General features: G+C 67.8%; 9 protein-coding genes and 1 tRNA gene. 3 read left to right on the top strand and 7 right to left on the bottom strand.

Annotation, left to right across the window (positions count from 1 at the left end):
• Nucleotides 1–40 precede the first annotated feature (40 nt).
• The 3 genes from L1Z78_RS22845 to L1Z78_RS22835 form a co-directional block, all read right to left on the bottom strand.
• A complete protein-coding gene (locus tag L1Z78_RS22845) occupies nt 41–799 on the bottom strand; it encodes a DUF2182 domain-containing protein (protein WP_234638623.1) in 759 nt (252 codons plus the stop codon).
• A 9-nt stretch (nt 800–808) separates the two neighbouring features.
• Entirely contained in the window at nt 809–2,281 is a 1,473-nt protein-coding gene (locus tag L1Z78_RS22840; protein ID WP_234638622.1) for a tyrosinase family protein, read from the bottom strand.
• A 350-nt stretch (nt 2,282–2,631) separates the two neighbouring features.
• Entirely contained in the window at nt 2,632–3,333 is a 702-nt protein-coding gene (locus tag L1Z78_RS22835; protein WP_234638621.1) for a GntR family transcriptional regulator, read from the bottom strand.
• Between the two features lie 246 nt (nt 3,334–3,579).
• On the opposite strand from L1Z78_RS22835, the gene L1Z78_RS22830 reads away from it, so the two are divergent.
• Nucleotides 3,580–5,181: a gamma-glutamyltransferase family protein gene (locus L1Z78_RS22830; protein ID WP_234638620.1), complete on the top strand. Its 1,602-nt coding sequence runs from the start codon at nt 3,580–3,582 to the stop codon at nt 5,179–5,181.
• Between the two features lie 49 nt (nt 5,182–5,230).
• On the opposite strand, the gene L1Z78_RS22825 is transcribed toward L1Z78_RS22830, so the two are convergent.
• Nucleotides 5,231–5,899: a GntR family transcriptional regulator gene (locus tag L1Z78_RS22825; protein WP_234638619.1), complete on the bottom strand. Its 669-nt coding sequence runs from the start codon at nt 5,897–5,899 to the stop codon at nt 5,231–5,233.
• Nucleotides 5,900–6,166: 267 nt separating this feature from the next.
• On the opposite strand from L1Z78_RS22825, the gene L1Z78_RS22820 reads away from it, so the two are divergent.
• Together L1Z78_RS22820 and L1Z78_RS22815 are read left to right on the top strand one after the other, a co-directional pair.
• Complete coding sequence (locus L1Z78_RS22820) at nt 6,167–7,159, top strand: Bug family tripartite tricarboxylate transporter substrate binding protein (protein WP_234638618.1); 993 nt, start codon at nt 6,167–6,169, stop codon at nt 7,157–7,159.
• 200 nt (nt 7,160–7,359) lie between these two features.
• Entirely contained in the window at nt 7,360–7,593 is a 234-nt protein-coding gene (locus L1Z78_RS22815) for a hypothetical protein (RefSeq protein WP_234638617.1), read from the top strand.
• A gap of 7 nt (nt 7,594–7,600) precedes the next feature.
• On the opposite strand, the gene L1Z78_RS22810 is transcribed toward L1Z78_RS22815, so the two are convergent.
• The 3 genes from L1Z78_RS22810 to L1Z78_RS22800 form a co-directional block, all read right to left on the bottom strand.
• Nucleotides 7,601–8,905, bottom strand: a complete 1,305-nt coding sequence (locus L1Z78_RS22810; RefSeq protein WP_234638616.1) for a PD-(D/E)XK nuclease family protein — start codon at nt 8,903–8,905, stop codon at nt 7,601–7,603.
• Nucleotides 8,906–9,092: 187 nt separating this feature from the next.
• A tRNA-Arg gene (locus L1Z78_RS22805) sits at nt 9,093–9,167 on the bottom strand.
• Nucleotides 9,168–9,244: 77 nt separating this feature from the next.
• Nucleotides 9,245–13,576, bottom strand: a complete 4,332-nt coding sequence (locus L1Z78_RS22800; RefSeq protein WP_234638615.1) for a translocation/assembly module TamB domain-containing protein — start codon at nt 13,574–13,576, stop codon at nt 9,245–9,247.
• Nucleotide 13,577 lies beyond the last annotated feature (1 nt).

Here is a 13,577-nt window from a genome sequence, read left to right as displayed (position 1 = left end):
CGGTGGGCTCGGCGTTGCTCGCGGGGCGCCAGGGTCCAGTTCAGTATCTGCGTTCATGGCCTAGCAGATTGCGCGGCTTGCGGTGCAGCAGCCGTCGCAGCACATAGGGCGGCCGCCAGGCGGGCCGCAGCGGCGGGCCGGTGCGCTCCACGAAGAGCAGCAGGGCGGCAGCCGCCATGACCGGCAGATGCCATGCTGCGGGGAAGGCGAAGGGCGCCAGCATCCATGGCCAGCAGGCCGCGGCGCAGGCCGTGCCGGTGCGCAGCCCGTGGACCAGGCTGTCCCGGTTCGCCGTGGGGCCGCTGGCGGCCACGGGATACAGCCTGTGGCAGGCGTTGTGGGCACGGCCGCCGGCAGGCGATGAGCTCCACAGCAACGCCACCGCGATGCAGGGCAGGATCAGCGCGGGATGGGCGGCGGCGTGCAGGAAGGCGGCCAGCGGCACCATGGCCAGCCCGACCACCATCCAGACCAGCGCGTAGCCCGTCAGCAGCAGCAGCGCTGCCAGACGCCGCCGGCGGGCCACGCTGGAGCGCATGGCGTGGCGCACCTGCTGCAGCGCCAGCAGCGGCATCATGGCCAGCACCATGGCCAGCCAGGCCACGGCCAGGATGCCCAGCGTGCGTCCATCCATCACCAGGGGCGACAGGTCGGCCAGCGTGACCGAGGACAGCGAGCCGCACAGCGACAGGCCGGGCGTGGCGGGCGGGCTGGCGGCCAGGCTGATGAAGCCTGCGCCCGACACGGCCATCAAGGCCGGTGCGGGAGCCGTCCGCAGGTCTCTCAGCAGGGCATCCATGCCTGGCCCTTACCCGGCGTTCTGCGCCACCACGCTCACGCGGTCCACCGTGATCTCGTTGCCGACATCGGCTTCGGGCTGCTCGATGGCCACGTGCAACTGCTCCAGGCTGGCGCCTGCATCCAGGAGGCCCTGCGCCACCTCGGTGATGTCGATGGTCGCGCCCAGGCCGTTGCCTCCATGCGGCCCGTCGCCGGCCGAGGCGTTGGCCAGTCCGAACAGGGCCACGGTGTCGGCGTGCCGCGCCGCTGCGCCTGTCGCGCCGATGGACACCTTGAGCACCCCGCTGGGGGCATTGCCACGAATGCCTTCCAGGTGCAGGAAGTAGCGCTGCGGCCCGGCTTGGGCCACGCCCGCCTGCAGCAGCGCGGGCCCGGTGGCGCCGGGGTCGGCGATGGATACCGTGGTCAGCCGGGCCGTCCGGCCCACGGTGAGCTTTTCCGCGTTGGAGCCCAGCACGCGCGGCGTGGGAGGCTGGGCGGTCGAGAATTTGGCGGGCATGGCGATCTCCGTGGCGAGGTTGGCGGCGCTGGCCACGGGCAGGGCGGCGCCCGTGCCGCTGGTCAGGTTGTCATATTCCGGCGCCAGCGCGCCGCCCGGCAAGGTCTGCCCCGGATCGAAGGCGGCCAGGTTCCCCTGGATGTCCGGCATGACGAAGCCGCGTCCGGAGGGACCGTTGCGCCAGGCTTCGCTGTTGTCCTGGATATTGTCCGACTGCGTCAGCCAGGCCGCCCAAAGCCGGTCCACATTGCAATGGTGGATCCAGAAGATGGGGTCCAGGGCCGCATAGTCGGGGTCGGACATGAATCCATAGGGCTGCTTGAGCCCGCCGACCATGACGTGCACCAGATTGTGCGGATTGGATTCGACGGCTCCGGCGACTCTTCCCCCATGGGAGAAGGCGGTAACGCCGCCGCCATATTCAACCGTGCCCGGAGCGCTGGTGAAGCGGTGGTAGTCCTGGCATTTCAGCGTGATGTCGGGAATGCTGCCGGTCGGCCCCAGGCGCTTTTCGCCATTGCGCCAGGCCCTGGCCAGGAAATTGGGGGAGCCGTCGGGCAGGGCCTCCTCCAGGAAGGCCTGGGGAATGTTGCGCGCGGACTTGTCGTCGGCATTCAGATAGTTCCAGTAGGGCAGTGCCCAGTCCGGGGGGCCGCCCAGATCCTTCACGGTCTTGGCCACGATGGCCTCGAATGCCGCCAGATAGCCGCGATGCCAGGGAAGAAAGTACCAGGTGCCATGCTGGCACTGGTCCCACATCTGCTCTGTTTCGGAAGTGGGGGGTAGGGGATCCTTGGGCGAGAGGACATGGGCCGCTATCCAGCCCTTCTGGTTGATGCCATGGATGGCGGCGAGATATTTCCAGCTGGTCCTGTCCTTGATGGGAAGGGCGTGGAGATGCTGGACTGCCTTGGCATACCAGATCAGTGTTTCATTCCAGGTAGCGCCACCTTGATTGACGTCGCGACGAATTGCGGCCATTGCAGTCTCCTCCGTGAGAATTGGAAATTGGAGTCTAGGAACGCAATCCAATGTTGGCAAGTATTTATGGGTTTTTTGAAATGCGGTGTAATTTCTGGTGTTGATATTTCAATCGCATTCTCAATTGCTTTTGCTGGAGTTGAATGAAATAACAAGTTTCAGGGATTGCCCCCTGGATGGCGATGAATTAGATGGATATTTGAAAGGAAATGGTGGAAATCCGCCAAATTCCATCGAGAAAGATCAGTGGCAATCGAAGGGAGTGCGATAGCCGCGATACCGGGGTGCGTGCGGACATCCCGCTCGGTCCGGGATGCGCGCAGGGCGGGGGAGCGCCGTTCCGGCCGCCGTCATCCCCTGGGCCGGGCCTTGCCGCGCGGCACCCGGCCGGCACGCATGGCCTGCGTGATGCTGTCCACCGTGCCGCGCACGTGCGATCGGATGTCCCGCTCCAGCCGCTCGGCATCGCCTGCCTGCAGGCAGGCCAGCAATTGTTCGTGGTGCTTTTGCAGCAGCGGCGACGGCGCATTGTTCTCCAGCCATATCCGCATCAGCGGCTCGACCACCGAATGCAGGGCCGAAATCTGCTCCATCAGGCGAGGTGCTGCGCTGATCCGGCAAAGCCGCTCATGAAAGCGCCGGTGCACCGTGATCCATTCGGACCGATCGCCTTCGCAACGCTTCATGGTCGACAGCAGGTCCGTCAGATCGTCCACATCGGCGCGTGTACAGCGGCTGGCCGCCATGGATGCGGCCAGCCCTTCGAGGACGGCGCGCATCTCGAAGACCTCGATGACCTCGCTCTCCGAAAGCTCCCGCACCACGGCGCCACGGTTCGGCGGCATGACCAGCAGTCCTTCCGCCGTCAGTCGGCGCAAGGCTTCGCGGACGGGCATCCGGCTCATGCCTATCGATTGGGCGATGTCGTCGGCCACCAGCCTGTCGCCCGGTTTCAGGAGCCCCATGCGGATGCCGTGGGAGAGATGGCGGTAGGCCTCTTCGTGGGCACTGGTCTGTGCCGCGTCGGGCAGTGGTGAGGCAAATGGCAGCATGTTCCGATTCTAGGTTTGGCCGGCCGCAGCCGGTGGTGGCTGGAAAGCCGGCGACCCGGCCCGGGGGAGCTGCGACGGCGTGTCGTACATGGCGGACAAAGGCATTCCTTGCCACGATAGTCAAAAAATTGGATACAAAGATACAGAGATACGATAATCTTGCATGTGCCAGCGAGCCATGTGCCCGGTGGTGATCCGCTGCGCGAGGTATCGGGCAGCCCCAGCATTCAAGGAAAAAGACCCGTCATGCGCGATTTTCAGAACCCCGGCCGCTCCGTCGTCATGTCCACCCACGGCATGGCCGCTACCTCCCATCCCGCGGCCACCCAGGCCGCCGTCCGCATCCTGGAGGCCGGTGGAACGGCCATGGATGCCGCTGTGGCGGCCTGCGCAGTCCAGTGCGTCGTGGAGCCGGGCTCCACCGGCGTCGGCGGAGACTGCTTTGCGCTGTACAGCGAAAAGGGCTCCGACCAGATCAGTGCCTACAACGGCGCCGGCTGGGCACCCCAGGCCACGTCCCTGCAAGCGGTGCTGGCTGCGGGCGAGACAAAGCAGTTGCGCCGACAGTCGCCCTATGTGGTCACGGTGCCGGGCGCCGTGGATGCCTGGGTGGCCTTGACGGAAAGATTCGGCCGTCTGCCCATGGGCCGCATCCTGGAGGATGCCATCCGCTTTGCCGAGCAGGGGTATGCCGTGGCACCGCGCGCAGGCACGGACTGGGCCATGCATGTCCCGCTGCTCGCCGCCACCGCCGCCCGCGACATCATGCTGGTCGATGGCCGGGCTCCGGCCATCGGCTCGGTTCACCGCCAGCCGCAACTGGGCGCCACCTTGCGGAAAATCGCCGAGCGGGGCCGTGCGGGCTTCTATGAGGGAGAGGTCGCCCAGGACATCGTGTCCTACCTGCGCAGCCTCGGCGGCGTGCACACCCTGGAAGATTTCGCAGCCTACCGGGGCGAGTTCGTGCAGCCGGTCAAGAGCCCGTTCCGGGACCATGTGATCCACGAATGCCCGCCCCCGGGGCAGGGCATCATCGCCTTGCTGCTGCTGAACATCCTGCAGGGCCTGGAGCCCGGCTCGGATCCGCTGTCGCCCGAGCGCCTGAAGGCCGAGATCGATGCCACGCGCATGGCCTACAGGGTGCGCGACGCGCTGCTGGCCGATCCGCGCTTCGCCGAGGTCGACATCGAGTATCTGCTGTCGCAGGATCTGGCCAGCCAGTTGCGTCGCGGCGAGTTCCCGGCGCGGCTGCCGACCCCGGCCACCAGCGCGGCGGCCGAGCACAAGGACACGGTCTACATCTCGGTGGTGGACAGGGATCGCAACTGCGCCAGCTTCATCAACTCTATCTTCCATCCCTTCGGCTCCGGGCTGATGGCACCGAAGTCGGGCGTGCTGTTGCACAACCGTGGCCAGAGCTTCGAGCTGGCCGAGGGCCACCCCAACTGCATAGGCCCCGGCAAGCGGCCCTTGCACACCATCATTCCGGGCATGGCCACGAAAAATGGCAGGGTGGAACTGGTGTTCGGCGTGATGGGAGGGCACTACCAGGCCATGGGCCATGCCCACTTCCTGTCCAAGGTGATCGACTACGGCTGCGATATCCAGGCCGCGAGCGACCTGCCGCGCCTGTTCCCCATTCCCGGAACCGACAAGGTGGAGGTCGAGAGCACCCTGCCGCAGCACGTCAGGATGGCGCTGGAGCAGCAGGGCTATGCATTCGTGGCACCCGGCTACCCTGCCATCGGTGGAGCCCAGGCCATACGCGTGGATTGGGACAATGGGGTGCTGCACGGCGCATCGGACCATCGCAAGGATGGCTGCGCCATGGGGGCCAACCTCTCCTGAGGGCTCTGCGTGCTGGCGCCTGCCCATGCCGCAGGCGCCGGCGCGGCATTCAGGCGGCCTGGTTCGCCTGGATGATTCCGGGCAGGGTGCGCAGGATGTGCGCGCGCATCAGGGCTTCCACCTTTTCCCCATCCCGCGCCTTCAGTGCGGCGATGAGTTCGTCGTGTCTGTCGTGCACGTAGTCCGGGGAGGGGCTGCCCTGCAGCCATACCCGCATCAACGGTTCGGAGACCGAGTGCAGTGACGCAATCTGCCGCATGAGTTGTGGGGCATCCGCAATGATGCACAGGCGCTCATGGAACTGGCGGTGTGCCGTGATCCACTCCGATGCGTTCAGGCCGCTGCGCTGCATGCGCTGCAGCAACTGTTCCAGGTCATGGATGTCATTGGCTGTCACGTTCTCGGCCGCCAGGGTGGCGGCCAGGCCTTCCAGCACCGAGCGCATCGCGAACACCTCGCGCACTTCCTTTTCGGTCAAAACGCGCACCACCGAGCCACGGTTGGGGCGATTGACGACCAGGCCCTCCATGGCAAGCCGGTTCAGGGCCTCGCGTACCGGCATGCGGCTGGTTCCGATTTCGGCCGCGATGTCATCGGGGGTCAGCCGCATGCCCGGGCGCAGCTCGCCCATGCGGATGCCACGCTTGATGTGCTGGTACGCCTCCTCCTGCGCAGTGGCGTGGACAGTGTCAAACGAAGCGCGTCGGTCGGTCAGCATGGAGTTCTCTGGTGTCTTTCGCCCCGGGAGGGGGCTCGCCGATTTTACGGGGGCAGGCCTCATGGCCCCAGGCCCTGTCCGGTCCGGGCCACGCGCGCACATTCCTGTCCGGTGATCGCAAGCTGCGGTTTTCCCTAGACCTGGTTCGATTATTGCTTGGTAGTCTCGCGCTGGATTGGATACAAATATCTAGATATCCATGCATTTCATCGTCGCGGCGGAACACCTGCTCCCCCGCGATGCCTGCACTCCAACTTGATGACGACCATGAACCTCCGAACCCTCCGCGCTCCCCTGACCACGGCCCTGCTGTCCACCCTGGCCCTGGTGGCGTCCACCGCAGCCTGTGCCCAGGCAGCTTCTCCCTGGCCGAGCAAGCCCATACGGATCGTCGTGCCCTTCCAGGCCGGGTCGGCCACGGATCTTTTGAGCCGCCAGGTAGGGGCTGGGCTGAGCAAGTCGCTGGGACAGCCCGTCCTGGTGGAGAACAAGCCGGGCGCCGCGGCCATGATCGGCAGCGACACGGCCGCCCGCGCGCCGGGTGATGGCTACACCTTGCTGATGAGCGGGCCGGCGTCCATGGTGACGAACCGCTTCCTGTACAAGAGCCTGAGCTACGATCCGGACGCCTTCGAGAAGGTGGCCATGGTGGCCATCACGCCCAATGTGCTGCTGGCCCATCCGGCGCTGCCGTTCAGGACGCTGCCGGAGATGGTGGCCTATGCCAAGGCCAATCCCGGCAAGCTGACCTACGCTTCCTTCGGCGCAGGCACGACATCGCACATGGCGGGCGAGTTCCTGCGCCAGGCGGCGGGCATCGACATCGTGCATGTGCCCTACAAGGGGGCGGCAGAAGCCATCCCTGCACTGTTGTCGGGCCAGGTGTCCCTGTACTTCGACACCATCATGACGGCCCTGCCCCAGGTAAAGGCCGGCAAACTGCGCGCCCTGGGCGTGTCGACGGCGGGCCGGGCCGCCATGGCCCCGGAGATCCCGACGATCGCCGAACAGGGCTACCCGGGGTTTGACATCGCGCCGTGGTATGGCGTCGTTGCCAGCCATGGCACACCGGCCGCCGTGGTGACCAGGCTGAACACCGAGATCAACAGGCTGCTGAACACGCCTGAGTTCCGCGAGCGCCTGCTGGCCACGGGCGCCGAGGCGCGTGGAGGCAGCGTGGCCGACTTCGAGGCCTTCGTCCGCACGGAGATTCCCCGCACGGAAAAGCTGGTGCGGCAATCGGGTATCGCTCTGCAGTGACCCGATCGGTGCGGCCGGCCGGGGGGATGGCGCGTCGGTGGACGGTCAAGGGCGCATGCGCCTGCATGGGGCACGTTGTTCCATGCTCGGCCACAGCGGTGCCATCCGCGCCTGGCGGGCCCCATTCTGGCCAGAGGGACGTGACGGACTGGCAAATCGAGGGTTGTGCACCATCCCGACCTACTTCATGGGGCAAGGTCGTGACCAGAAGACTGGCGATAGCGATTTGGTGGTTTGGCGTCGTGGTGGGTGTGGGCGGTGCCGTGACCGGCCTTGGCCTGTGGGCCGTCGAGGTGCTGGTGCATCACGAGGAACCCTGGGTTTTTTTGGGATACCTGGTCGGAGCCCTCTGGTCGCTCGTGACGGCTGTGGTCTTCATGGGCATCAGCTTTGTGCTGGGGGGCTCGTTCTGGAAGCCTCCCCGGATGGAGTGAGGCCTCTCTATGCCGTTGCCTGGTCCGTGGGCAGCACTGGCTGCAGGACGGCGACGTCCCTGTGATGGGACTCGAAGCAAGTCCAGACCATGTCTGCCACGCAGTGGGCCATTTCATGGCCCGTGCTCAGATTGTCGGCATGGATGGCCAGGATGTTCTCGTTGTTCCACCCGCTCAGATGCCTCGTGGGACCCTCGGCGGGGATTCTGCGTGCGCTGAGCCACCACGCGTCAAGCCAGCGATGCGGTCCACGCATCCTGTCTTCCAGTGCTGCAGAGGGCCGCGCGCCGGGGGCCTTCATATCCTCACATGCGGGGCGTCGCCACCCGACATGGCCTGGCTTCGTGAAAAAGATCTCGGCCACGCAGCGGTAGCCCCAGCCGGCGACCGGGCGCCTGGGAAGCAGGCCCAGCAGGTCGAAGTTGCCGGGCACCTCCGGGCTGGCACCGACGCTCCAGTGCGCGGCCATCTCGGGGCGTTGCTCCAGTCGGGCCTGCAGTGCCTTCAGCACATTCTTCCTGAACTGTTGCCTGATGCGTTCCTGCACCGGGCCCAAGTGGTCCAGCAGGTCCAGCGCAACGACCAGCCGGGCGGGCTCCAGCAGCAGTTCGGTGATGACGGGGTTCAATGCCTGCATTTCCTGCTCTCCTTGCTCCATGGCCTTGCACAGCGCGATGTACTGCCGGGTCGTGGCGATCAAAGACACCGCCGTGTCTGGTACCTGCGCCAAGCCTTCGCTGAAGATGGTGGCCAGCGCTCCATAGCTCATGCGCACCACGCAATCCCCCTGTGCGGCCGACAGACTTTCCCGGCCATCGGGGGTCAGAAAGACCAGCATCAGCTTGTCCTGCGGTTTGCCCAGGCTCCTCAGCCAGTGCCAGTAGCGCTCCAGTTGCCGGTCCTGCTCGCCGGCCTGCACCTTGTTTTCGATGGCGATGGTGGTGCCATCGCCCAACGCGATGACGAGGTCGATGCGGCCGTGGCCTGCCGTGTCCAGCTCGACGGAGATGCGCGCGGCCGACAGGTCGTCCGCGACACCGCTGTTCAGGCCGAGACAGGCCAGGAAAGGGCGCAGAAAGCGTTCGCCCTGGTCGTGGTGTCCCTGGGGATCGAGCAGGTAGCCGATGAAGCGGGAGTGGTAGATCTCCTTGCGGGCAAGGCCCAGTGCCTCGAAGACGTTGTGGCGTTCGGCGGTCAGTGCCCGGTGGTGCTGCCGCCTGTGCCGGTCGCCCCGGATGTCCGGGTGGTCCAGCAGTTGGAGGATTTGCGTCCATCGGGCATCCGACGCGGGGTCGGTGGCTTCCTGTGTCATGGATGGCTCGTCGGTCCTTGTCATGCCCGCATCACTTGGGCGGGGGTACTCCGGGGACCCGGATGGATTCCACAATCCTGTCTGCATGTCATGGTGTGGACTGGTGCCGTGCGAGGCAACAAAAAACCCGCCATGCCATGGGCACGCGGGTTTGCAGGGTTTCCGGATCGTTGTCGATGCGTCCGGATGGTCCCTCCGACAGGAATCGAACCTGTATCTGACGCTTAGGAGGCGTCCGTTCTATCCATTGAACTACGGAGAGAGGCAAACCGCGATTGTAAACCCATGGCGGGCCTGCCCCGCGCTCCGCCGCAAAGGCGGTCTGCGGGGCGACGGGGCTCAGTCCTTGCGCACGGTGTAGATCAGGTCCACTGCGCTGGTCTCTCCGGTCTGGCCGCGCAGCGTGAGGCGGCGCGAGAGGTCGTAGAAGATGTACAGCGTGCCCATGGCGCCCGAGAGGCTTTGCTCGTAGGTGACATAGAGGTCGCTGGACAGGCGCTTGCCCAGGGTGAGTGCGGCACCGGTGGAGCCGTCGCCGCCCGGACCCTTGAAGCCGATCTCGTCCAGGCCCAGGTTGCTGGCGATCTTGCCGCTGTTGTTGCGCCCGCCGCTGAGCAGCGACAGCGCGGCCTGCTGGAGCAGGGCGCTCTCGGCGCCGCCCGTGGCCGGGTCGCGGCCCATGACCACCCAGGAGAGCTTTTCGGCGTCGGGCAGCTCGGGGTCGGAGTACAGGCGCACGCGCGGGGCGTTGGCCGTGCCCTGGACCTGCACGCCGGCGCGTACGGCAATGTTGGGGCGCAGGGCCAGGATGTCCAGCGAGGGGTTGGCGTAGGGGCCGTTGAAGCGGATGAGGCCTGTCTCCACATCCAGCGACTGGCCCCAGGCGCGGTAGCGGCCCTGCACGGTGCGGATTTCGCCCGTGATGCGCGGCGGCCCGCCCGCCACGGTGGGGCCCTGGACCTGCAGCGCACCTTCCAGGCGGGTGGTGATGCCGTAGCCCTGCAGCGCGAAGTCGCGGCCCAGGTCGAGCTTGACGAGGATATCGGGCAGCTTGCGCGTCTCGGCACGTGCCTGGGCCTTGCGGTCGGCCTGCTGCTGCTTGCGCGCGGCTTCCTCCTCGGCCTTGCGCGAGGCGGCCGAGTGCACGACCACGTCGGAGTCCAGCGAGGGTGCCGATTCCTCGGGCAGGATGATGGTGGCGCGGTCGGTGGTGAGGTCGCCGCGCAGCGTGAACTGGCCTTGCTCCAGCCTGGCCTGCAGGCCGCCGGAGATGCTGACCTGGCGGTCCGCGCGCACCAGCACCTGCAGCCTGGTGGCCTGGGCGCGCAGGTCCATGCTCAGGCCGGAGTTGCTGCCATCGGCGTTGGGCGGGTCCCAGCGCACGAAGCCCGAACCCGTGAGTTCGCCGCCTTCGCGCGGGGCCGTGGTGAGGTTGCCGCTGTAGCCCAGGATGCGCGCATTGCTGCCGCGCCCGCCCTGCATGCGCAGTTCGGTCAGGTCCAGCCGGTTGCCTTGCAGGCGGGCGCGCAGCACGCCGTCTTGCAGGTCGATGCCGTCCAGCGCGGACAGGATGCTGAGTCCGTCCGCAGAGAGGTTGCCTTGCCACTGCGGGTTCTGGCGGTCGCCGCTGATCTCGGCCTTGGCCTGCAGCGAGCCAGTGACGCGCCAGCCCGGCGGGGCGAACAGCGCCCAGATGCCGATGTCGGGCATGCGGGCGTCGATCTGGCCGGACAGCGGGGCTTTCTCGGGCCAGGTCCAGGTGCCGTTCTGCTGGGCCAGGCGCGTGCCCAGCTGGGCCGTCAGGGTGCCGGCGCGTTCGCTGTCCCAATCGAGCTTGGCCTGCACGTCGTCGCCCTGGGCGCGCACGCTCAGGCGGGCCTGTCTGATGTGGGCGCGCATGCCGGCGCCGCGCACGGTATGCGTGCGCACTTCGCCGGGCTTGCCGGAGCGCGGGCCGGTGGTGTGGATGACGGTGGTGCCCGAGCCGTCTTCCACGGCCAGGCGCAGGTCGCCGGCTGCACGCTCGACCAGCAGTTCGGCCTTGAGCGCAGGGCCGGTGGAGTCCAGGTCCCAGCGGGCATTGAAGCTCAGGTCGCCACTCAGGCCCATGGCGGCCAGCGGAGGCTCCTCGGCCATGGACAGGGCATCGACCCAGGCCAGCGGCAGGGCCTGCGCGCGGCCGGTGCTGCGCAGGGCCCAGCGGCCGTCGCCGCCCTGGGTGGCGCGGGTGTCGTCCCAGGCCAGCAGCACGGGCTGGGGCGCCTCGGCATTGGCGCGGCGCTGGGCCAGCGTGGGCGGCGTGACCTGCAGGCTGCCGGCCGATGCCGTGAATGTGGTGGACAGCACGGTGCGGCCCGTGGTGCGCTGGGCGATCCGTACGGGCTGGTTGCCCGCCAGTTGCAGCTGCCATGGGCCGGGCAGGTCCTGGCCCGGGTTCAGCCGGGCCTGCAGTTTGTCGATGCTGGCCTGCCAGTCCAGGGGCGCGGCACCGCGCGCGGTGACCAGGCCGGCCTGCAGGGCCGTATCGATCTGCGCGGTCTGCGTGGCGCGCTTCGCCTGGCCGGTGAGGGTCAGGCTGGCCTGCTCGGGCGAACCCTTGAGGGCCAGGCGCAATTCGGGCAGTTCCAGCGCCTGTTCGGGCGGCGTGTTGGCGGGCAGGTAGCGCAGCTTGGCGGCCTGCAGGTCGGCCTGCAGTTGCAGGCCGCTGGCGGGCAGCGGGTCGCCCACGGCGGCCTTCATGCGCTTTTGCAGGGCGCCCCAGCCGCCGCGCCAGCTGGCGTCCAGCCGGGCCTGGCCTTCGAGCAGGGCGCCGGCCAGCGGGTCTTTCATGCCGGGTAGCTTGCGCAGCCACTGCGTGAGGGCGGTCAGCGAGGACAGCTTGAGCTGGCTGCTGCCCTGGCCTGCGGCGGGACTGATGTGGCCGTCCAGCGAGAGCTCGGCGCCGGGCAGCTCGGCCTTCAGCACGGTCTGCAGCTTTTGCTGTTCGGTGTCGAACTGCAGGCTGCGGCTGCGCACCGAGGCCTGCAGCGCATCGAGCTGCAGGTTCTCCAGCGACAGCACGGGCTGGGCCCAGCGGCCCTTGGTGGCGAGCTTCTCGATGCGCAGGGGCTGGCGCTTGCCGCCTGCGGGCGTGGCAGCCTGGATGTCCACGCTGAATTCCACCTGCTGCTCTGCCGTGGCGCTGGCGCGCAGCTCGCCCTGCAGCGGTGCGGCCTCCAGGATGCTGTAGAGCGCGGCGGGGTCCAGGCGCTGGACCTTGGCCTGGCCTTCGAAGACCTTGGTGGCGGGCTCGAAGCGGCCCTGGGCGTCGATGCTGCCCGGGCCTATGGCGATCTGCACCTGCTCCAGCAGCCACTGCTGGCCGTCGTAGCGCACCGAGGCCTCGATCTGGTCCAGCGGCAGGCGCTGGCGGTCCCAGGGTCCGGGCATGGCGTTGTTCAGGCGTGTCGTCAGCTGCCAGGCGGTGGTGGCGATGGCCGAGCCTGGTGCCTGGTCCGATGACTGTTCAGTGGCGGGTGCCGTGACTGGTGCCTGGGCTGTATCAGCGGCCTTGCCATCCGGCCCGGCCTGCAATTCGCCGCTGATGCGGGTGCGCGGGCCCTGGGGCCAGAAGGCGGCGATGTCGAGCTGGCTGAGCTGCGCACGCGCGGTCTGCAGCGGCTGGGGCCGCCAGGGCTGGATGCTGGCCTCGATGTCCGCATGCATGGGTTCGGATGCGGGGGCGGCTTCCTTGTGCTCCCTGGCCTTGCCGTTCTTGCCATGGGCCTTGGCGGATTTCTGCACGGCGGGAGGGGCAGGCGTTTCCTCGGACACCGTCCCGGGCTTGGCATCTGCCTGGAGCTTGATGCCCAGTTGCGCAGCGGCGGTGGCCAGGGTGCCGTCGATCCGTGCCTTGGCCTGCACCGCCAGCGGTGCGGGTTTGGGGGCCTTGGCTGCGGAGGACTCGTCGTCCGAAGCCAGGGCGGGCGCCTGCAGGTCGCCCTGCAGCTCGGCCTGGATGGCCATGGGCGCGCGGGCCTGCAGGCGCAGCCTGGCCTGGTAGTTGCCATCGGCCCATTGCAGGTCGCGCACGTCGAGCTGGTGCTCGCTGCCGTCATAGACGTAGTGGCCTTGCAGGCCCAGTACCTCGGCCTGGGGCGGACCTTGCCAGACGATGCGCTCCACATGGAAGGGCACGTCGATCTTCACGGGCAGCACGAGCTGCTGCAGCGGCTCGACGGGTTTCTTGTCCTCGGGATCTGGCGTGCTGGCAATGCTCAGCTCGGCGATGCGGACTTCGCCCAGGCGCACGGTGCGCGACAGCAGGGGGCGCAATTGCCAGCCGATGGTGGCGTCCTGCAGCTCCACCTTCATGGTGGGGCTTTGCCATTGCAGCCAGCCGATGCGGCCACCCTGGCGCAGCGTGCCGGTCACCTCCTTGGCCTGCAGGCTCTGGCCTGCGGGTAGCCAGCCGGCCACGCGCTGCAAGGTGTAGGCCAGCGAGTCGGCGCGGCCGCTCCACCACCAGGCGGAGCCCAGCAAGGCAGCCAGCAGCACGGCGAGGACCAGAAAGAACCAGAGCAGGCCGCGCAGCCAGCGCCGCCGCCGGGGTGCCGGCGAAGGAGTGGACGCCGGGGGATTGTGGTCTGGCGCTGCGGAGGAGGCAGGGGTATTCAAACGGGAATCCACCATG

Origin of the sequence: Delftia tsuruhatensis (genome assembly GCF_903815225.1) — a bacterium.
Taxonomy (GTDB): domain Bacteria; phylum Pseudomonadota; class Gammaproteobacteria; order Burkholderiales; family Burkholderiaceae_C; genus Comamonas; species Comamonas tsuruhatensis_A.
Note: the sequence above shows the minus strand (reverse complement) of the source record. Positions and strands in the feature narration are given on the sequence as shown.